The 20,247-nt window shown below is 63.6% G+C and carries 21 protein-coding genes; 10 read left to right on the top strand and 11 right to left on the bottom strand.

The annotated features are described in order from the left end of the window. Nucleotides 1-365: 365 nt before the first annotated feature. The 10 genes from XcyCFBP4188_RS16900 to XcyCFBP4188_RS16855 form a co-directional block, all read right to left on the bottom strand. Nucleotides 366-1,571 (bottom strand): AGE family epimerase/isomerase, encoded by a 1,206-nt coding sequence (locus XcyCFBP4188_RS16900; RefSeq protein ID WP_006451862.1) that lies wholly within the window; start codon nucleotides 1,569-1,571, stop codon nucleotides 366-368. Beyond that, on the bottom strand, nucleotides 1,568-2,554 hold the full coding sequence (locus XcyCFBP4188_RS16895) for a carbohydrate kinase family protein (RefSeq protein ID WP_006451863.1): 987 nt from the start codon (nucleotides 2,552-2,554) through the stop codon (nucleotides 1,568-1,570). Before XcyCFBP4188_RS16895 ends, XcyCFBP4188_RS16900 begins: the two co-directional genes overlap by 4 nt. Beyond that, nucleotides 2,551-3,861, bottom strand: coding sequence for an L-fucose:H+ symporter permease (gene fucP, locus XcyCFBP4188_RS16890; protein WP_006451864.1), 1,311 nt, complete (start codon nucleotides 3,859-3,861; stop codon nucleotides 2,551-2,553). Before fucP ends, XcyCFBP4188_RS16895 begins: the two co-directional genes overlap by 4 nt. Before the next feature lie 13 nt (nucleotides 3,862-3,874). Further along, on the bottom strand, nucleotides 3,875-5,005 hold the full coding sequence (locus XcyCFBP4188_RS16885) for a LacI family DNA-binding transcriptional regulator (protein WP_006451865.1): 1,131 nt from the start codon (nucleotides 5,003-5,005) through the stop codon (nucleotides 3,875-3,877). A gap of 219 nt (nucleotides 5,006-5,224) precedes the next feature. Next, entirely contained in the window at nucleotides 5,225-6,073 is an 849-nt protein-coding gene (locus XcyCFBP4188_RS16880) for a transporter (RefSeq protein WP_052758908.1), read from the bottom strand. A gap of 237 nt (nucleotides 6,074-6,310) precedes the next feature. Next, the gene (locus tag XcyCFBP4188_RS16875; RefSeq protein WP_074058851.1) at nucleotides 6,311-7,048 is read right to left on the bottom strand and encodes a DUF2058 domain-containing protein; all 738 of its coding nucleotides are present in this window, start codon (nucleotides 7,046-7,048) and stop codon (nucleotides 6,311-6,313) included. Between the two features lie 18 nt (nucleotides 7,049-7,066). Continuing rightward, nucleotides 7,067-7,303, bottom strand: coding sequence for a SlyX family protein (locus XcyCFBP4188_RS16870; RefSeq protein WP_104592486.1), 237 nt, complete (start codon nucleotides 7,301-7,303; stop codon nucleotides 7,067-7,069). Beyond that, nucleotides 7,296-8,645, bottom strand: a complete 1,350-nt coding sequence (locus XcyCFBP4188_RS16865) for a UDP-glucose dehydrogenase family protein (protein WP_006448708.1) — start codon at nucleotides 8,643-8,645, stop codon at nucleotides 7,296-7,298. The genes XcyCFBP4188_RS16870 and XcyCFBP4188_RS16865 overlap by 8 nt, the downstream gene beginning before the upstream one ends. A gap of 24 nt (nucleotides 8,646-8,669) precedes the next feature. Further along, nucleotides 8,670-9,641: an FKBP-type peptidyl-prolyl cis-trans isomerase gene (locus XcyCFBP4188_RS16860; protein WP_167387167.1), complete on the bottom strand. Its 972-nt coding sequence runs from the start codon at nucleotides 9,639-9,641 to the stop codon at nucleotides 8,670-8,672. 90 nt (nucleotides 9,642-9,731) lie between these two features. Further along, a complete protein-coding gene (locus tag XcyCFBP4188_RS16855; RefSeq protein WP_006448706.1) occupies nucleotides 9,732-10,289 on the bottom strand; it encodes a glutathione peroxidase in 558 nt (185 codons plus the stop codon). A gap of 134 nt (nucleotides 10,290-10,423) precedes the next feature. Between XcyCFBP4188_RS16855 and XcyCFBP4188_RS16850 the strand changes: the two genes are divergently transcribed. The 7 genes from XcyCFBP4188_RS16850 (at nucleotide 10,424) to XcyCFBP4188_RS16820 (ending at nucleotide 14,930) form a co-directional block, all read left to right on the top strand. Next, nucleotides 10,424-10,672, top strand: a complete 249-nt coding sequence (locus XcyCFBP4188_RS16850) for a hypothetical protein (protein WP_043889124.1) — start codon at nucleotides 10,424-10,426, stop codon at nucleotides 10,670-10,672. 2 nt (nucleotides 10,673-10,674) lie between these two features. Beyond that, complete coding sequence (locus tag XcyCFBP4188_RS16845) at nucleotides 10,675-11,037, top strand: GntR family transcriptional regulator (protein WP_003483692.1); 363 nt, start codon at nucleotides 10,675-10,677, stop codon at nucleotides 11,035-11,037. Then, nucleotides 11,034-11,909 carry an ABC transporter ATP-binding protein gene (locus tag XcyCFBP4188_RS16840; RefSeq protein ID WP_104592485.1) on the top strand — a complete coding sequence of 292 codons (876 nt, stop codon included), beginning with the start codon at nucleotides 11,034-11,036 and terminating at the stop codon, nucleotides 11,907-11,909. Before XcyCFBP4188_RS16845 ends, XcyCFBP4188_RS16840 begins: the two co-directional genes overlap by 4 nt. Then, complete coding sequence (locus XcyCFBP4188_RS16835) at nucleotides 11,906-12,892, top strand: ABC transporter permease (protein WP_023903563.1); 987 nt, start codon at nucleotides 11,906-11,908, stop codon at nucleotides 12,890-12,892. The genes XcyCFBP4188_RS16840 and XcyCFBP4188_RS16835 overlap by 4 nt, the downstream gene beginning before the upstream one ends. A 14-nt stretch (nucleotides 12,893-12,906) precedes the next feature. Then, nucleotides 12,907-13,737, top strand: coding sequence for a GIN domain-containing protein (locus XcyCFBP4188_RS16830; RefSeq protein WP_104592484.1), 831 nt, complete (start codon nucleotides 12,907-12,909; stop codon nucleotides 13,735-13,737). Between the two features lie 32 nt (nucleotides 13,738-13,769). Continuing rightward, nucleotides 13,770-14,300, top strand: coding sequence for a DUF2884 family protein (locus XcyCFBP4188_RS16825; RefSeq protein ID WP_074057758.1), 531 nt, complete (start codon nucleotides 13,770-13,772; stop codon nucleotides 14,298-14,300). 207 nt (nucleotides 14,301-14,507) lie between these two features. Further along, nucleotides 14,508-14,930: a hypothetical protein gene (locus XcyCFBP4188_RS16820; protein WP_104592483.1), complete on the top strand. Its 423-nt coding sequence runs from the start codon at nucleotides 14,508-14,510 to the stop codon at nucleotides 14,928-14,930. 119 nt (nucleotides 14,931-15,049) lie between these two features. Here XcyCFBP4188_RS16820 and XcyCFBP4188_RS16815 read toward each other — a convergent pair whose 3' ends face one another. Next, nucleotides 15,050-16,456, bottom strand: coding sequence for a class II fumarate hydratase (locus XcyCFBP4188_RS16815; RefSeq protein WP_006448699.1), 1,407 nt, complete (start codon nucleotides 16,454-16,456; stop codon nucleotides 15,050-15,052). A gap of 267 nt (nucleotides 16,457-16,723) precedes the next feature. Between XcyCFBP4188_RS16815 and XcyCFBP4188_RS16810 the strand changes: the two genes are divergently transcribed. The 3 genes from XcyCFBP4188_RS16810 (at nucleotide 16,724) to XcyCFBP4188_RS16800 (ending at nucleotide 20,158) form a co-directional block, all read left to right on the top strand. After that, nucleotides 16,724-18,070 carry a hemolysin family protein gene (locus tag XcyCFBP4188_RS16810; protein ID WP_006448698.1) on the top strand — a complete coding sequence of 449 codons (1,347 nt, stop codon included), beginning with the start codon at nucleotides 16,724-16,726 and terminating at the stop codon, nucleotides 18,068-18,070. Nucleotides 18,071-18,106: 36 nt separating this feature from the next. Beyond that, entirely contained in the window at nucleotides 18,107-19,474 is a 1,368-nt protein-coding gene (purB, locus tag XcyCFBP4188_RS16805; protein WP_104592482.1) for an adenylosuccinate lyase, read from the top strand. 78 nt (nucleotides 19,475-19,552) lie between these two features. After that, on the top strand, nucleotides 19,553-20,158 hold the full coding sequence (locus XcyCFBP4188_RS16800) for a DUF3060 domain-containing protein (RefSeq protein ID WP_043907235.1): 606 nt from the start codon (nucleotides 19,553-19,555) through the stop codon (nucleotides 20,156-20,158). The last annotated feature ends 89 nt before the right edge of the window (nucleotides 20,159-20,247 follow it).

Here is a 20,247-nt window from a genome sequence, read left to right as displayed (position 1 = left end):
CTAAACTGCCAGAATCCGAACAGATAAGGCTCTTACGCGGCATCCATGCCGCGTAAGGTCCCGCGACGGTGGGCGGACAAGGACCAATCAAGATGGTCGGTGTGCTTAGATCTTCTCAAAGCGACCAGCAAACTTTCTGGTGCGGTGTCCTCGCCGATTGCGGGACCGTGTGGCGGCATGGATGCCGCCACCGAGCCTACACGGATGTACTTGCGGCGTGTCCCGCAAGCGGTGAGGGCACCGCGCCCTCGACCGACCAGGCTTCTAAACTCAACTTCTGACTGCATCTAAACGAAGACTCCGAGTCGATATCTCGACGTCTTGAAGTCATTGAACGGTCGGCACACCTCACCGACCGTGTCGCATCACGCAGCCGGCCGCAACACGTTCAAGACTTCGTAGCACGCGCCCATGGTGTGGTAATCGGTCTTGCCGGCCGGGCTCTTCTCGTCGCTGTACTTGCGATTGTCCGCGTCCAGAATGCGATACCAGGCGCCATAGCGGTGGTCGATCATGTGCTTCCAGGAATAGTCCCAGAGCTTGTCGTACCACTGCCAATAACGCGCTTCGCCGGTGCGCTGCGCCAGCAACGCCGCGGCCGCCAACGACTCGGCCTGCACCCAGAAATACTTGTCGTCGTCGCAGACCTTGCCATCGGGGTCGAAGCCGTAATACAGCCCGCCGCGCTGCGCATCCCATGAGCGCTCTACGGCCACATCGAACAGATGTTGTGCTGTCGGCAACAACCAATCGGTCGGCGCGTAGCGATCCAGCAGCATCAGCAGCTTGGCCCACTCGGTCTGGTGACCCGGCTGGAAGCCCCAGGGGCGGAACAGATGCTTGGGATTGTCGCGGTTGTAGTCCCAGTCGATGTTCCACTGCAGATCGTAATGTTCCCAGACCAGGCCGTCGGCCTTGGCAGCCTGACGCCGGGTCATGGTGTCGGCCAGCGACAGTGCGCGGTCCAGGTAGCGTTGCTCGCCACTGGCTTCGTACGCGGCAATCATCGCCTCGCACATATGCATGTTGGCGTTCTGGCCGCGGTAGCTGGTGAAGTTGAACTGCGCATCGGCTTCGTCGCGATACAGCCCGAATTCCGGCTCCCAGAAATGTTTTTCCAGCAGCTGCCAGGTTTCGTCCATCCATGCGCGCGCCTCTTCGATGCCGGCCTTCAGGCCGCACGAATACGCCAGCAGCACGAACGCCACGCCGTAGCAGTGATTCATGTCGTCTTCGACCAGGCCATCGCGCAAGGTCCATGCGTAGCCGCCGGTGGCCGGATTGCGATGTACGTTGCGCAAATAATCCAGGCCGTGGCGTACCGCTTCCAGATACTGCGCATCGCCGAATTCGCGATAGGCCATCGCGTAGTTGAAGACAAAGCGCGTACTGCTGACCAGATGCCGATGCCCGGCGTCGTAGATCGTACCATCGTCGCGGAAATAATGGAAAAACCCGCCCGCGGGATCGATCGCGCGCGGATGGTAGAACGCCATGGTGTCGGCGATATGCTGACGCAGCACATCGGCCGAGCGGAAATCGGGTGCGGGGGTCGCAGGCAAACGGCTCATGATTGTTCCTGGATCAAAGAATGGACTTCATCGACGCTCGGCATCGCGGCGAACGCGCCTTTGCGCGTTACCGCCAGCGCACCGACCGCCGCGGCAAAACGGATCACCTCGGTGATCGCAGCCGCATCGCCACACAGCTGCTCCAGCGTGGACGCGCGTGCCGCCAGCTGAAACAACAAACCACCGACGAATGCATCGCCAGCTGCGGTGCTGTCGCGCACCTGCACACGGAACGCCGGCACCTGGCCGGAATCGGTGCGCGTCTGCCAATGCACCGGCCCGCCACCATCGGTGACCAGCAACCAGCTGGCCTGGCCCTGCCACAGCTTCTGGGTGACCGTGCTGGCATCGCCATCGAGCGTGCCAGCCAGGTAATCGAGTTCTTCGCGCGAGAGCTTGACCACATCGGCCAACGCCAACGCCTCCCACAGCAACGCTGCCGGATCCACATCCTGCGGCCACAACATCGGGCGCAGATTGAGATCCAGACTGACGATGGCGCCATCGGCGCGCGCGCGGCGCATGCCATCGAGCGTGCACTGCGCAATCGCAGGCTCGGTCATGCTGTTGGAGCACACATGCAACACGGCGGCCTGCTTGAAACCGTCGGCAGCAAAGTGCTCCGGACGGAACAACAGATCCGCTGCCGGCGGGCGATAGAAACTGAAACTGCGCTCGCCAGCTTCATCCAATGCAACGAAGGCCAGCGCAGTCTTGGCCTGATCGGTGCGCACGATGCCATCGGTGGCAACGCCGGCCTGCTGCAGGCTCTGCAGCAGAAAATCGCCGAACATGTCGCGCCCCAGCATGCCGACAAAATGTGCCGCACCGCCCAGCCGCGCCACTGCAACGGCGACGTTGGCAGGCGCACCACCGGCGTATTGCGCAAACGTGCGCGCCTCATCCGTACCGGCCGGCGGCAGCGCCAGCATGTCGATCAAGGCCTCGCCAAAACAGACCACCCGATTCTTGACAGCACTCATGCGCGCGCCTCCGCCAGTGCACCACGCAGACGCGAGCCCCAGATGCCGTAGAACACGATGTACAGGTAGCACAGCAGCGGCAGCACGAACGACTCGTGCAAACCGATGCTGTCGGCCAGCAAACCTTGCAGATACGGCACGATGGCGCCGCCGACAATCGCCATGATCAACAGGCTCGATGCGCGGCCGGTCAGCGGACCAAGGCGCTCGATGCCCAGCGTAAAGATGGTCGGGAACATGATCGAATTAAACAAGCCGATCGCCACCAATGCATACACCGCCAGCATGCCGCCGCTGGCCATGGTCAGGCCCAGCAGCAGTGCATTGATTGCAGCGAACACCGACAACAACACACGCGGCGACAGCTTGGCCAGCAAGGCCGAACCGATGAAGCGACCGATCATCGCCAGCGTCCAGTACGCCGACACGTAGTTGGTTGCCTCACGCTCGGTGAAACCACCGATCTGCGGCAACGAGAAGTAATTGACCATCAGGCTACCGATCGCCACTTCCGCGCCGACATAGAAAAAAATCGCCAGCACACCGAAGCGCACATGCGGATGACGCAAGGCATCCAGCAGCGAATGCTTGCTTTCGTCCTTTTGCGCGCCCGCATCGGTCAGGGCCGGCAGACGGAACAGAAACACGAAGATCGCCAGCAGAAACAGCACGATGCCAAGGCCGATGTAAGGCCCCTGCACCGCCTGCGCTTCCTGCACGCGATAGGCCAGCTGCTCGGCTTCCGGCAGCACCTTGAGCTGGTCGCCGCTCATCACGGTGTTGGACAGGATCAGCCAGCCACCGAACAGCGGCGCGATCGCGGTGCCTAACGAATTGAGCGCCTGCGCCAGGGTCAAACGGCTGGACGCACTGCGCTCCGGACCCAGCAACGCCACATACGGATTGGCCGCCACCTGCAGGATGGTGATGCCGGTCGCAAGCACGAACAGCGCGCCGAGAAATGCGCCATAGACGCGTAATTCCGCCGCAGGCCAGAAGCCCAATGCACCGACCGCAGCAACCGCCAGACCGGCAACGATGCCTTGCTTGTAGCCAAGCCTGGCCACCAGCCAACCGGCCGGCAGCGACATCAGGAAATACGCACCGAAGAAGGTGAACTGCACCAGCATCGCCTGCGCGAAGTTGAGTTCGAACACCGCTTTGAGATGCGGAATCAGAATGTCGTTGAGGCAGGTGAGAAAGCCCCACATGAAAAAGATCGTGGTGACGACCGACAACGCAACGCCGTTGTTGACCGGCGCCTTGTTGCCGCTTGGCACAGTGGATTGCGTGGAAAGGGAAACCATAGGAATTGCCTGGTCAGCGGCCTGAGGCCTTGGTGGGGGAATGAGCGGGGGAATCGCCTGGGGGATGATGGGTCAGCACGGATGGCGAGCAGGCGCTGCTCGCGCGGATGTTCAATGCGACTGCGGCGGTCAGGCGCTGCGACGCGCGCTCCGGGCTGCCGATGCGTTGCAGCACCAACTGCGCGGCTTGCCTGCCGCGCGCACGCGGATCTGCGGCCAACGTAGTCAACGCCGGTGTAAACAAGGCCGCTTCGGCGATGTCGTCGAAGCCGGTCACTGCGAAGTCACGACCCGGCACGATGCCGTGCATCGCCAGTGCGGCCATCAAGCCCAGCGCAACGCTGTCGTTGTAGCAAACCGCAGCGGTTGCAGCGTGGTCGGCTCCATCGAGCATGCGCGCGCCGCACAGCGCGGCGTCCTGACGATTCGGTGCGGATTCTACGTAGTGCACGGTAAGGCCAGCATTGGTCATCGCGCGGGTGTAGCCAGCGCGACGCTGGCGGCAGGAACTGGATTCGGCATGGCCACCGAAAAACACGATGCGCCGATGGCCCTGCGCGATCAGATGTTCGCAGGCCAGAAACGCCCCCTGTTCGTTATCCAGCGCCAGCAGATCCCACTGCGCGCCCTCCACTTCGCGGTTGAACAACACCACGTTGTGCTGGCGCCCCAGCACCTGAGTCAGTGACTGGGCCTGGCTGCCTTCGGCCGGCGACAGGATGATGCCGGCGGGCGTGTGCTCCATCAGAGAGGTCAGCACCGCCTGCTGGCGCTGCGTGGATTCGCCGGTGCTGCCGAGCAAGGTGACGTAGCCGGCCGCACCCAAGGCCTCATCCACGCCTGCAGCGAACTCGGCGAAGAACGGATTGGACAGATCGTTGATGACCAGCGCAATGCTGGATGAGGTGCGGCAGCGCAGATTGGCGGCGGCGCGGTTGTAGACGTAGTTTTGCCGATCAAGCTCGGCCTCCACGCGTGCGCGCGTGGTCGCATGCACCAGCGGGCTGCCGCGCAACACCAAGGACACCGTTGCGCGCGATACGCCGATGGCGCCGGCGATATCGCGCAGCGTCACTGCACCGCGTCGAATGCGGCGCGCATCGCCGTCATCCGGGGCGGCCGGCATTGGCTTGGCACGCGTCATGTAGCCGGCTTTGCAGTGGAGAAAATGCGCATGTATCTGGCGTTGATTGGATCGATCCAATTAGGCCTTTTCCGGCCAATCAATGCATGCGGCAGTGCAGCATATTCGTTTCGTACGGGCTGGACTGGCGGGCGTTGTGTTACCTAAGCTGCAGGCCCTGTACCTGGCTTTCGCGGCAATTCGGCGGGCACGGCCTGGCCGTCGCCCCACAAACCTCCATCACTGAAACGCGATCGACAAGCCGATCCCGCCCTGCCAATCCGGGCTCGCCGAAGTCAGCCCACGCAGCACCGATACATCCAACTGCATCGCATGCGGCAGCTGCCAGGCGCCGCCGGCCCCGGCCACGCGCGAATGCTCGCTGCCGGTGTCGAAGCCCGCTTCCACATAGCTGCTGAAGCGCTCGCCGGAAAAGAACGTGTAGTTGGGCGAGAAGGTCCAGGTGTGACCGTCGTTATAGCGCGCATAGTTGACGTACAGCGCCAGCGCGCGCTCCTGTGCCAGATCCCACGACGCGGTCACGCCCAGCTCGCGCGCGTAGCCATCGCTGAAATCAGGGCTGCCGGTCGGCACGCTGTAGCTGCCGAGCGCGGCCCAATGAAAGCTGTCCGAACGCGACGGCAGTGCCACCTTCACTCCGATATGGCTGTCGCCACCGCCATGCACGCGCGCGCCACCGCCGTGCTGCCAGTTGTAACTCTCGCTGCCCAACTGCAGCTCCACGTTCTGCAACAGCCCCAGACGCAGCAACGTATCGGCGGTGTACTGCGTGGTCCGCTGCCCATCGGCGCGGTCGGTGCTGGCATCCGGCAAGCCCTGCTCCCAGGCAAACGCACCCGGCTGCAGTGTTTCGGCAGCGAACGGAATCCCGGGGCGATCGAATGCCGGCGCCTCGTCTGCCTGTGCGGCTGCCTGCTGACTAAGCGCGCAGAGCACGAGCCCCAATAATCCAACCGACACAGCGTTGCGACGCCCATGCATGCACGGAACACGGCGCACGGCTGAGCGCACTGATGCATCGGCGCAAGACGGCAGGGAATTCGAAGACATGGACATACGCGACACCATCGGCAGGAAGTGAGCTGCAACGCCACGGACACCGAGCCCGCATACGTCGACCAACAACGCCGCGCATGGTGCCGCGCGCGCCGTGACCGGCCTGTGTATCGCCAGCCGCGCGTTTGCTGCACAGCTCAACACGCATGCGGGCAAGCAGGGATCCAGCTGCGCAACGCCAAGGCATGCGCCAAAACACATGGGCACCCATCAGGTGCCCATGTAACAACAAAAGCATGTCGTGCAGCGTTACCAGACCAGGTCGTCGGGCACCTGATACTGGGGGTCCGCATACGGGTCGTCGCTTGCCGGTGCATTCGGATCCACCTTCAATGCGACCGAAGGTGCGAACACCGATTCGGCTTCGGCCAGCAACTCGGCGGTGACCAGCAGATAACGCCCGTTGAGCTGCAACACACCCAGCTCGCCGGCGTTGAGCGCCTTGAGCTGATCGGCGGTCACGTAGATGCGCTTGATCTTGCCGCCATACGGAAAATGCCGGGCGATATCGGCATCGGCATGATTCAGGCCCTTGTCCTTGAGCAATTCTTCGAGCTTGGCCTTGGCTTCGCGACGCAGGCGTGCTTCTTCCTGCTTCAGTCGCTCGGCTTCGATACGCTCGTCCTTCTCGCGCTGCGCACGGATCGCATAGGCCTTGGCCAGATCGATGTCTTCGCGCGTGCGTACCGGCTTGGGCCCGCGGCGCTCTGCAGTGGACTGCTGCGGACGTGGCGACGCTGCAGGCTTGCCATCGTTGCGACGCTCAGGCCTGCCCGCGCCTGTGCGTTCATGCTTGCCATCGGTCGCCGCAGCGGCGTGCGGCCGCTGCGGTCCCCTGCCCTGGCCGCCCGGCTTGTTGCCGCCGGGCGCAGGCCTGCCACCGTTGCCATGTTGACGCGCGGCAGGCCGTGCGTCGGGTTTGCGTTCGGGCTTGGGGGCGGACTTGAAGCCCAACCCAAGCAACTGGTCACGTAAGGTATCGCTCATGGCGGTGGCAATCTGCAGTCAATAGTGCGGAGGCGGCGGTTCGTCCGCTGCATCGGCAAACAACGTGGAGCGCACCTTGCCCAGATCCTCGAGCAGGTGGCGGATCAGTTCGGCATTGCGGGCGCCCGTCAAACGGGCGTCCGCAAGTGCTTCACTCAGTTCATTGAGCGTGTGCTCCTGAAAGGAGAGCCGCGTTTCCAGTTCAACCAACCGCGCGTCCAGTTCCTGGTCGCGCGGCGAGAGTTGCTCATGCATGCAACGAACGGCCTCGTCCGATGGCGTAGTAAGCCAGGCCGGCAGCTTCGATTTCCTGCGGGTCGTAAAGGTTGCGACCGTCGAACACCACGTCGTCCTTCAAGGCCTGCTTGATCTTGCCGAAATCCGGGCTGCGGAACTGCTTCCACTCGGTGACCACGACCAGCGCATCGGCGCCTTCCAGGGCCGCGAAGGCTTCGTCGCAGAAGGTCAGATCGTCGCGCTCACCGAAGATGCGCTTGGCTTCGTGGGTGGCTTCCGGATCGTAGGCACGCACCTTGGCGCCGGCTTCCCACAACTGCGCCAGCAAGCGACGGCTGGAGGCCGCACGCATGTCGTCGGTATTGGGCTTGAACGCCAGGCCCCACACCGCGAAGGTCTTGCCGGCAAGGCTGCCGCCGGCTTCGCCGCCGTAGTGACGCTGCACCAGTTCGAACAAATGACCCTTCTGCGCGTTGTTGACGCTTTCCACCGCGTTGAGGAGGGTCGGCTGCATGCCGTACTGCTCGGCAGTCTTGGCCAGCGCCTGCACGTCCTTGGGGAAGCACGAGCCGCCATAACCGGCACCGGGATAGATGAAGTGCCAGCCGATGCGCGGATCCGAACCGATACCGTTACGCACGTGCTCGACGTCCGCACCGACACGCTCGGCAATGTTGGCGATCTCGTTCATGAAACTGATCTTGGTCGCCAGCATCGCGTTGGCCGCGTACTTGGTCAGCTCGGCCGAACGCACGTCCATCTCCACGATGCGATCGCGGTTGCGATTGAACGGTGCATACAGACGGCGCATGCGTGCAATCGCTGCCGGCTTGGTGGCACCGATCACGATGCGATCCGGACGCATGCAGTCGGCAACGGCGTCGCCTTCCTTCAGGAATTCCGGATTGGAGACGACGTCGAACTCATGCTCCACGCCGCGTGCATCCAGTTCTTCCTGGATCGCCACGCGTACCTTGTCGGCGGTACCGACCGGCACCGTGGACTTGTTGACGACCACCGACGGGCCATCGATATGACGACCGACGGTACGCGCAACTGCCAGCACGTACTGCAGGTCGGCACTGCCATCTTCATCCGGCGGCGTGCCCACGGCGATGAAGGTGATTTCGCCGTGCGCAATCGCCTCGGCAGCGTCGCTGGTGAAGCGCAACCGGCCAGAGGCATGGTTGGCTTTCACCATCGGCTCCAGGCCGGGTTCATAGATGGGGATCACCCCTCGATTGAGACCATCAACTTTCGCCTGGTCGATATCCACGCAGATAACGTGATGACCTACTTCGGCCAGACAGGTACCGGTGACTAGACCAACATAGCCAGTACCAAAGATCGCAACTCGCATGGGGGGGGATACTCCTGTGGGGGATCAGGGAAGGATACCCATCAGTTCGACATCGAACGTCAACGTTGCGTCTGGTCCGATCGGCCCCCCCTGCGTGCCGTTCGGGCCATAGGCCAAGTTGGATGGAATCCAGAAACGATATTTCGAACCGACCGGCATCAACGCAACGCCCTCGGTCCAACCTGCAATGACTTGATTCAGACCGAACTCGGCCGGCTGGCCGCGCTGGTAGGAACTGTCGAACACCTGCCCGTTGAGCAGCTTGCCTTCGTAGTTCACGCGCACCGTGTTGGTGGGCATCGGACGCTCGCCGCTACCCTGGCGCAACACCGTGTACTGCAAGCCCGAGGCCGTGGTGATCACGCCTTTTTCGGTCTTGTTCTTGGCGAGGAACGCATTGCCCTCTTCGCGATTCTTGGCACCGGCAGCGCCCTGCTTGGCAGAGGCGAAGGCCTGCATCGTCGCTGCGGCTTCCTGCTGGGTCAGACGCGTGGTGCCCTTGGCGAACACGGTACGCACGGCTTCCATCAGGATGCTCAGATCGATCTCGTCCTTGATGCCGGCCAACGACGGCCCGACCGCGCGATCGCCCAGCATCAGGCCGACGTTTTCCTTGGACGGAGTCGCAGGCGCGCTACCCGGCGCCATGCCCGGAACCTGCTGGCCGTTACGCGCTGCCAGCGCAGTGCGCAGGGCGGTATCGGTGGCCTGGGTCTGCTCATCGGACAACAACGGCTTGCCGCCCTTGAATGCATTTTCGATGGCGCGTTGCAGTGCGCTTACATCGATGTCCTGGGCAATCGGCTCGAACGAGCGCGCCACATCCATACCGATGGCGTAGCTGACGTTGTCGCGGGTGCTCTTCTCAGACGATGCATTCACAACTGGCTTCTCCTTGGTGGCCGCTGCGGCCGGTTGCTGCGACATCGCCGGCATCGATGCCGACATTGCCACCATCAGTAGCGACGCCGCCGCGCCGCGCTTTCCCATCTTCATTCGATGCACTTCCCGAAAGTGAAAAGACACGCCGACGCCGGCGCTGAATGCGCATTGTCGCATGCGCGCGCGGCGTTGCGAGAGCCGCGCTCAGCGCGACGGTGCCTTGAGCTCGCGTTCGATTGCCGCCAGCACGCTCGGATCGTCCGGTTTGATCTTGCTGGGGAACTGTGCCACCACGCGTCCATCGCGACTAATCAAATACTTGTGGAAGTTCCAACCCGGCGCAACGCCCGTGGCTTGCGTCAAGCGCTGATACAGCGGCGTCGCCTCTTTGCCCAGCACATGCACCTTCTCAAACATCGGGAACTTGACGCCATAGGTCAGCGTGCAGAATTCCTGGATCTGCTTCTCAGATCCGGGCTCCTGTCCCTGAAAATCGTTGGAAGGAAAGCCCAGCACCGAAAAACCGCGGCTACCGAAGCGCTTGTTCAGCGCTTCCAGTCCTTCGTACTGCGGGGTGTAGCCGCATTTGCTCGCGGTGTTGACCACCATCACCACCTTGCCGCCGTACGTACGGTTCAGGTTGATTGGCGCCTTGCCGGCCAGCGGCCGGTAGTCCAGATCCAGCACCGGCGCACCTGCGGCCAGCGCCGAGACGGAAAAAAAGCCAGCAAATACAATGACCAGCAAACGATTGAGCAACATGCGCGATCCCCTTGAATAGGTTCCGGCCCCTCGCAGATGCGGGGTGCCATCAGTTGGGTATGACAGACAGTTGACTGCCTGCGTGTCGGTGTTATAGTTAGATACAACACCAGTCATCCAACGCAGGGGAAAGCATGAACAGCACACGCTTCACGCGACCAGCTCCATTGCTGCTGCTCGGCAGCACCCTGTTCGCCATTGGTTGCCTGGGAGCCGCTTCCAGTCTGGTTACGGAGTCCGGCGCCGATTATGGCGTGTCGGAGGCGGTTACGGAAAACGCGACAACTCCCCCCGAGGAGCGCACCCGGCCCAGCCGGCACCTGCGCGCTTCGCTGTCGATGCCCTATTTCTCCTTCGCGCAGGTTCTGCGCCCACGGAGCTGATCATGAACGACATCCAATGGAGCGACGGCGCTCCCATCTACCGCCAACTCAAGGAACGGGTCATTGCCATGATGCTCGATGGAATCCTCAAGCCTGGCGACGCCCTGCCCTCGGTGCGGCAAGTGGCGGCCGATTACCAACTCAACCCCATCACCGTCTCGCGCGCCTACCAGGAGTTGGCCGACGAAAACCTGGTGGAAAAACGCCGCGGCCTGGGCATGTTCATGACCCCGGAAGCCGCTCAGAAATTGCGCGGCAGCGAGCGCGAGCGTTTCTTGAATGAAGAATGGCCCGCAGTGCTGGAACGCATCCAGCGCCTGGGACTGTCCATCGACGATCTGTTGCCACAGGGAAAAACACCATGACCGCCGTCTTCTCCGACCATGTGGTCGACGCACGTGGCCTGCGCAAGGCCTACAAGCATCGGCTCGCGCTGGACAACACCAGTTTCACCATTGCCACCGGGCGCATCGTTGGATTGATCGGCCCCAACGGCGCAGGCAAGACCACCGCGCTCAAGGCAGTGCTGGGACTGACCGATTTCGACGGCGAGTTGAGCGTGCTCGGCATGGATCCGCGTACCCAGCGCAACGCACTGATGAACGAGGTCTGCTTCATCGCCGACGTGGCGGTGCTGCCGCGCTGGCTGCGGGTTGGCGAGGCGATCGATTTCGTTGCCGGCGTGCATCCGCGCTTCGATCGCGCCAAGTGCGAGCGCTTTTTGGCCAATACGCAGCTCAACCGCAAATCGCGGGTGCGCGAATTGTCCAAGGGCATGATCGTGCAGCTGCATCTGGCGCTGGTGATGGCCATCGACGCGCGCATCCTGGTGCTGGACGAGCCCACCCTGGGCCTGGACATCCTGTATCGCAAGCAGTTCTACCAGCGCCTGCTGGAAGACTATTTCGATGAGCAAAAAACCATCATCGTCACCACCCACCAGGTGGAAGAGATCGAACACATCCTCACCGATGTGATGTTCATCCGCGACGGCCGCATCGTGCTGACCGCCGACATGGAAAACGTGGCCGAACGCTACACCGAAGTGCTGGTCAATGCCGAGCATCTCGAGGCTGCCAGAGCCATGAAGCCGATCGACGAGCGCGGCCTGCCGTTCGGCAAGACCGTGATGCTGTTCGATGGCGTGCCGAAAGAGCAGCTCGCCCGCTTTGGCGAAATCCGCAATCCCGGCCTTGCCGACCTGTTCGTTGCGGTCATGAAGGGGACCTACGCATGAATGCACTCACCCACCAAGCTTCTCCCGCCCGCACCTTCGGCTGGCTGCTCAAACGCGAATACTGGGAACACCGTGGCGGCTTCGTCTGGGCGCAAATCATCACTGGCGGCATCGCGGTGTTCTTCGCACTGCTGGGCGCTGTGATCGGTGCGATCAGTGCACGCCGCAACATGATCGGCGACAGCATGACGATGTCGGACATGGCCGAGTACACCCGCACCCTCGGCCAGGTCGGCGACGGCCTGCTGCTGGGCGGCATCGGCATCGCCTCGGTGGTGCTGGCGTTCGTGGTGTTCTTCTATGCACTGGGCAGCCTGTACGACGACCGCCGCGACCGCAGCGTGCTGTTCTGGAAATCGCTGCCGGTGTCCGACGTGCAGACGGTATTGTCCAAGGCCGCCTGGGCGCTGTTGCTGGCGCCGCTGATCGCCATCGCGATCGGCGTACTGGTCGGCCTGGCGCTATGGTTGATCGCCATCGGCGGCGCGTTGATCGCCGGTGTGCCCAATCCATGGGGCTTGGCCACCCACTCGCATCCGTTCTCGTTGTTGTGGCTGATGCTGCAGACCGTGCCGATGAGCTTGCTGTGGTCGCTACCGACCGTGGGCTGGCTGATGTTCTGCTCGGCCTGGGCCACCAGCAAGCCGTTCCTGTGGGCAGTGCTGTTTCCGCTGCTGGCCTGCGTGATGCTGAGCATCCTTTCGGCAATGCCGGGCGTATCGCTGCCGATCGGCTGGATCTGGTACATCGTCGGCTACCGCGGCCTGCTCAGCGCCCTGCCCGGCACCTGGTCGCCGCTTGCAGTCAGCGGCAACCTGGATAGCAGCGCGATGCAGAACCCCAGCGATCTGGTGCAGTGGGTCCTGCAGCACACCGATAGCAGACTGGTCTACGGCAACCCCGACATCTGGATCGGCGCCGCCATCGGCGTAGTGCTGATCGCTGCCTCCATCTATCTGCGCCGTCGGCGCTCCGAAGCCTGAGTGAAGGACACCCCATGCGTTCGCACCTGCATCTGAGTCTGGCCATCTTGTTCGCGTTGCCCGGCGCTGCGTTTGCCCAGGAGCAATGCAAATTCTCCGAGCCGCGCAACCTGGAGCTGAAACTGAGCGGAGTGAAGTCGGTATTGTTCGAGGTCGCCTCCAACGACCTGCATCTGGATGCCTCGCCGGGCAGTAGCGGGCGTCTGAACGGCCGCGCCTGTGCAGCACGCGCCGATCTGCTCAAAGGACTGACCGTCACCCAGAAGCGCGTCGGCGACAAGTTGGTGGTGACGCTGGACGACGACCGCAGCATGCGCATCTCCGTCGGCGACAGCTACGCGTACCTGGATCTGCGCGGCAGCGTGCCCGACACGCTGCTGGTGCAATTCGACGTGGGTTCCGGCGATGCGGAGATCTCCGGTGCGGCAGCGGTCAGTGCCGACGTCGGTTCCGGCGACATGGCCATCCGCCGCACCAAGGGCCGCGTCACCGCCAAGGTCGGCTCCGGCGACATCGAGCTGGAAGACATGGGCGCGTTGCGTGTCTTGGCAGTGGGCTCGGGCGATCTCAAGGCCACGCACGTGCGTGGCGCGGCAGAGGTCGGCAAGGTCGGCTCGGGCGACGTCAAACTGCGCGGCGTTGCCGGCAACGTCAAGCTCGGCACGATCGGCTCCGGCGATGTCGACATCGACGATGTGCAAGGCGATGTGGGCGTGGACGCGGTCAACTCCGGCGCACTGAGCGTGCGCAAGGTGCGCGGCAACGTCAGCGTGGCGCGCAAGGGTAGCGGCGATATCGACGTCAGCGATGTCACCGGCAGCACGCGCGTGCCAACCGGCAACTGATCACTCATTGACGATGTGAGGGGGAACTGCTGATGAAACTGTTGATTTCTGCGGTATTGGCGAGCGCGCTGTTGGTCGGTTGTGGCAAGTCCGAGCCCACGGTCAATGTATCGGGCCAGGCCAACGGGAGTGGCGTGACCTTCAACGGCAAGAGCGTGACGCTCAAGCGTGACGGCCTGCCTGCAGCCACCATCGGTGTGGATGGCGCGCTCAGCATCGATGGCAAGCCGGTCACCTTGAACGCTGCGCAGCAGCAGGCGATGCGCAGCTTCTACGCGCAGATCCAGGGCGTGGCCGAGAAAGGCATCGACATCGGCACCCAAGGTGCAGCGTTTGGCGCGCATGCGGCGGGCGAAGCGCTCAAGGGCGTGCTCAGCGGCAATACCGACCAGATCGGCGACAAGATCGAAGCACAGGCGGACACCTTCAAGCACAAGGCCATGCAGATCTGCGATCAACTGGCCAAGCTGCGCGCCGCGCAGGATGCCGCTGCGCAACTGGTGCCGGCGTTTGCGCCCTACTCCACCCTGACGCAACACGACGTCGACGACTGCCGCAAGTAAGTGCGGCAGTAACAGCCGCGGCGCCGTCGTTGGCAGGCGCAGCGGCTTCCCGAATCGGATGGAGCGCATACCCATGCCGATTCCTGCACGTGAGTTGAGCGCCACCTTGGCCTGCGACATTTTGTCAGCCATGCCATGTAGCCCCGGCCCGGATCGCCTGACCGGGGCGGGATTACACTAGGGCGCTCCCCTCAACCCATCGACCCCATGAACAAGTTCGTGATGCTCTGCATGGCGCTGCTGCTGTGCACCCTGGCCGCGTGTGGCGACCAGTCGTCCCGTCGCGCCGAACGCGGCAAGCCGCGCGTTGCGATCACCACACAATCGGTGATGATCCGCCGCCCACCGGCTGCCAATGCGGAAATCACCCCGGACGGCACACTCAAGATCGACGATATTGCGCTACCGCAGAAAGAGCCGACGCGCGCCAAGCTGCAGCTGTTGTTCGGGCACCTGCAGATGCTGCGTCAGCAGGCCGTCAACGAAGCAGGCTCGGACCCGGAATACAAGTCGATCAAGCTGACGGTCACTCCGGAAATACAGAAGATCAGCGGCGAATTACTCAATGAAATCCCGTCGCTGCAGCCGTATTGCGAGAGCTTCGGCAACGTGCAGGCCGAGCGGCACTGAGTCCTGGCGAAGCCGCGGATTCGCGCAAAGCCGTGTAGGAGCGCACCTGGGCGCGACGGGGCTTTATCGACAACGCCCGTCGCGCCCAGGTGCGCTCCTGCGCACGCACACTTCGGTGGTCAGCCACCGCCGCCAGTGCTGCCGGCCTGGATGCCGCCAAGCGTCAGCGCGGCCGGATCCAGCAAACGCCGCAGATCCGCTTCGCTGAGCCCGCTGTCTTCCAGGGCCACGTCCAGCACCGGGCGCTGCTCCTTGTATGCACGCTTGGCGATTGCGGCGGCCTTCTCGTAGCCGATGATCGGGTTGAGCGCAGTGACCAGGATCGGATTGCGATCCAGCGCCTCGCGCACGCGTTCCTGACGCACCTTCAGTCCGGCGATTGCGGTATCGGCCAGCAGACGCGACACATTGCCCAGCAGGGTGATCGAATCCAGCAGGTTGTAGGCGATCAGCGGCAAGGTCACATTCAACTGGAAGTTGCCGGTCTGCCCGGCCACGGTAATCGCGGTGTGGTGGCCGATGACCTGCGCGCACGCCATCACGGTGGCTTCGGGAATCACCGGGTTGACCTTGCCCGGCATGATCGAACTGCCCGGCTGCAGCGCCGGCAATTCGATCTCGCCCAGCCCCGCCAACGGGCCGGCATTCATCCAGCGCAGATCATTGGCGATCTTGATCAAGGCCACTGCCAGCGCATTGAGCTGGCCGGACAACTCCACCGCATCGTCCTGCGCGGCCAGGCCTTCGAACTTGTTGTCGGCACTCTCGAACTTGAATTTGCTCAGGCTCGACAAGGCCTTGGCCACCTTGCCGCCGAAACGCGGATCGGCATTGATGCCGGTGCCGATCGCAGTACCGCCCAGCGGCAGACGCCGCAAACGCTTGAGCGCGTCGTCGATGCGATCCTGCGCCGAACTCAACTGCGCCGACCATGCGCCAAATTCCTGGCCGAAGGTCAGCGGCATCGCATCCATCAGATGCGTGCGCCCGGTCTTGACCACCTTGCTCAGCCCCTTGGCGCGTTTGTCGATGGTCTTGCGCAGATGCTTGAGCGCGGGCTGCAAGTGCTCCTGCACCGCAAGCAACGCAGACACGCGGATGGCAGTCGGGATCACGTCGTTGGAACTCTGCCCCAGATTGACGTGATCGTTGGGATGCACCGCATCCTTGCCGGCGCGCGTGGCCAACGTGGCAATCACCTCGTTGGCATTCATGTTGGACGAGGTGCCCGAGCCGGTCTGATAGACATCGATCGGAAATTGCGCATCGAAGGTGCCCTCGGCCACCTGCAAGGCGGCGTCCTGCACCGTCTTGGCAATCGACTTGGGCAGCAATCCCAGCTCGGCATTGACGCCGGCGGCGGCGGCCTTGATCAGGCCCAGCGCGCGAATGAAACCACGCGGCATGGGCTGACCCGATACCGGAAAATTCTGCACGGCACGCTGGGTCTGCGCGCCCCACAATGCATCGGCGGGTACCTGCAATTCGCCCATGCTGTCGTGTTCGGTCCTGAAACGTTCGCTCATCTGCACTCTCCGCACATCGTTGGATTTGTGGTCAAGGAAGGGCTGGCAGCGGACGTACCCGGGCTGGCGAGGCTGTCTACGATACTCGCTCGCAGCGTTGCGGCCATGTCGTCGCAAGCCGTGGGCTAGACTGCCCATCGATCAATACGAGGTACCACGCCGACATGGGCGACGACCCTGACTGTAGAAACGCAGCACCTGCGTCTTACTCTTCTGAGCACCGCAGCATCGCTTACGCGCAGCAGATAGCGCATAGACCCATCGCCGATGCACAGCACGCAGGCGGACGCCATGCTCGGTAATGTGCTGCTGCTGTTGGTGGCATTGTTGCTGGTGCTGTTGAATGGCTTCTTCGTTGCCGCCGAATTCGCGCTGGTCAAACTGCGCCACACCCAAGCGGTGGGCCTGGCGCAGAACAACGGTTGGCGCGGGCGTTTGCTGCTCGGGGTGCATGCGCATCTGGATGCGTATCTGTCGGCATGCCAGCTCGGTATTACCCTGGCCTCGCTCGGCTTGGGCTGGGTCGGCGAACCTGCGTTTGCGCATCTGCTGCAGCCGCTGTTCGACCTGCTCGGTCTGTCGCCGGAAGCGGCGCAATTCACCGCATTGGCCATTGCCTTCAGCCTGATTTCGTTTTTGCACATCGTGCTGGGCGAACTGGCGCCCAAGACCATGGCCATTCGCCGTCCGGAGCTGATGTCGCTGTGGACCGCCGCGCCGCTCTACGTCTTTTACTGGGCCATGTATCCGGCGATCTGGGTGCTCAATACCAGCGCCAATCGGTTGCTGCGGGTGCTCGGCTGGGGCGCGGTGGAGCACCAATCGCATCGCTACTCGCGCGAGGAACTGATGCTCATCGTCGGCCGCCAAGATCCGAACGCGGCCACGCCCGATCACGGGCTGGCCTTGATGAGCCATGCGCTGGAATTGCCCGACCTGGTCGCCGGCGACCTGATGCGCCCGCGCGAGCACATGCGCAGCCTGCGCGAAGGCATGACGCTGGAATCGGTGCTAGCCGAGTTCAGCGAGTCGCGCTACAGCCGCTACCCCTGGTTCGATGCCGAGGGCGAGCAGGTCTTGGGCATCCTGCATACCAAGGACCTGCTGGTGGCGATGGCGCGCGGCCAGGACCTGGACGATCTGCGCCCGCTGCTGCGCCCGGCCACCCTGCTGACCCTGGAAACCCCGATCCCCAGTGCGCTGGAGCAGTTCCGCACCGGCGCCACCCATCTGGCGCTGTGCGTAGAGGACCAGGGCCGCATCCTGGGCTTCTTCACCCTGGAAGACCTGCTGGAAGTGATGGTCGGCGAGATCGAGGACGAGCATCGCCACGTGGTGCGCGATGCGCCGATCCGCAGCCAGGACGGCTCGCTGCTGGTGGCCGGCAGCACCTCTATCTTCCGCCTGGAACGCCTGCTCGGCCGGGATCTGAGCGCGCCGGACCACGTCAATTCGGTCGGCGGGCTGATCGTGCACAGGCTGCAGCGGCTGCCCGAAGAAGGCGAAACCCTGCAGCTGGACGGCCACGCGCTGACCGTGCGGCGCATGGACGGGCACCGGATCCAGGCGGTCACCGTCCGCCCGATCGGCGAAGCGAGCGCCGGGGCGGCGTAGAATACCCACCCCCGCCAGCCTCCCAGTGCCCTGCCCATGTCGGATTCCGCCCTGCTCGCCCTGTCCCCGCTCGACGGCCGTTACGCCTCCAAGGTGGATGCGCTGCGCCCGATCTTTTCCGAATACGGCCTGATCAAGGCGCGGGTCAAGGTCGAGATCGAATGGCTGCTGGCACTGGCCGCCGAGCCGGGCATCGCCGAACTGGCGCCGTTCTCGGCCGCTGCCACGCAGACCCTGCGCCGCCTGGCCGACGACTTCAGCGTGGCCCACGCCGCACGCGTCAAGCAGATCGAGCGCACCACTAACCATGACGTCAAGGCGGTGGAATACTTCATCAAGGAACAGCTCAAGGACGACACCGAGCTGGGCCCGGCGCTGGAATTCGTGCATTTCGCCTGCACCAGCGAGGACATCAACAACCTCAGCTACGGCCTGATGCTGGACCAGGCGCGCCGCGAGGTGCTGCTGCCGACGCTGGACGGCATCGCCGCCAGCCTGCGCAGCCTCGCCCATGCCCAGGCCGGCCAGCCGATGCTGTCGCGCACGCATGGCCAGACCGCCTCGCCCACCACGCTGGGCAAGGAAATCGCCAACGTGGTCGCGCGCCTGGAGCGCCAGCGCAAGCAGATCGCCGCGGTCGAACTGACCGGCAAGATCAACGGCGCGGTCGGCAACTACAACGCGCACCTGGTGTCGTATCCGGACCTGGATTGGGCCGCATTCGCGCAGCGATTCGTCGAAAGTCTGGGCCTGGTGTTCAACCCCTACACCACCCAGATCGAGCCGCACGACAACGTGGCCGAAATCGGCGATGCCAGCCGTCGCGTCAACACCATCCTGATCGATCTGTCGCGCGACATCTGGGGCTACATCTCGCTGGGCTACTTCAAGCAAAAGCTGAAAGAAGGCGAAGTCGGCTCCTCGACGATGCCGCACAAGGTCAACCCGATCGACTTCGAAAATGCCGAAGGCAATTTCGGTATTGCCAATGCACTGTTCGAGCACTTTTCCGCCAAGCTGCCGATCAGCCGCTGGCAGCGCGACCTCACCGACTCCACCGTGCTGCGCGCACTCGGCACCGCGTTTGGCCACACCCAGGTGGCGCTGGATTCGCTGGCCAAGGGCCTGGGCAAGCTGACCGTCAACCCGGAGCGTTTGAACGCCGATCTGGACGCTGCCTGGGAAGTGCTGGCCGAAGCCGTGCAGACCGTGATGCGCCGCCACGGCCTGCCCAATCCGTACGAACAATTAAAGGCACTGACCCGCGGCCAGGGCATCACCGCCGCCTCGATGCAGGCGTTTGTGGAAAGCCTGCAACTGCCGGAAGAAGACAAGCAGCGCCTGCGTGCGTTGACCCCGGGAGCCTATACCGGCCTGGCCGAGCAATTGGCGCGCGCCATCTGACCTGACTGCCGCACCCGATCTGGCCGCATTGCGGCGACCCGCATCATTGCGTTGTATCCAGCTGTCAGGAGTATTGCCATGGCATTGCGCTCGCTGCTGTATGTGTCCCTGCTCGCGTTGGTGGCCTGCGGAAAGCAGGCCGCTCCCGAGTCTGCCGCTGCCGCGCCGCAAGCGCCGGCAGCCTCTTCGATCGCACCGGTTCCATCGGTGCCTTCCGTGCCATCGGTCCCGAGCATGGACGGCGCCACCCAGGTCGCCAGCACGGGCGAGCGGCCGACGCTGATGGTCACCTCGACCAGCGGCACGGTCAGCTGCGACGGGCATAACGTCGACCTGACCGGACAGAACGCCAATCTGACCTTCAAGGGCGATTGCGGCACGATCGCGGTGCTGGGTGAGCATGCGATCGTCCAGATCGAGCGCGCCGAAGCGGTGCGCATCGTTGGCGACGCTGCCCAGATCACCCTGGCCAGCGATGCCAAGACCATCGAGCTATTCGGCCGCAAATCCACGCTCAAGGCCGGACGCATCGACACGCTGCGGGTGCCTGGCGACGACAATCAGGTGCAGGCGCAGGTGATCGCTGCAGTCACGCTGCACGGCCGCGGCAACCGCATCACCCAGCAGTCCGGCACCGCCGTGGTCAACGACTACGGCAGCGACAACCAGATTTCCACCCGCTAAACCGCCGATACCCGCCAGCAACCAGCACGTTCCGGCGATGCCTCGCGTGGCTGTGACTGCACTGAAACCTTAGTGCAACACGCCAGCAA

It is taken from the genome of Xanthomonas hortorum pv. cynarae (assembly GCF_002939985.1).
Classification (GTDB): Bacteria; Pseudomonadota; Gammaproteobacteria; order Xanthomonadales; family Xanthomonadaceae; genus Xanthomonas; species Xanthomonas hortorum_D.
Note: the sequence above shows the minus strand (reverse complement) of the source record. Positions and strands in the feature narration are given on the sequence as shown.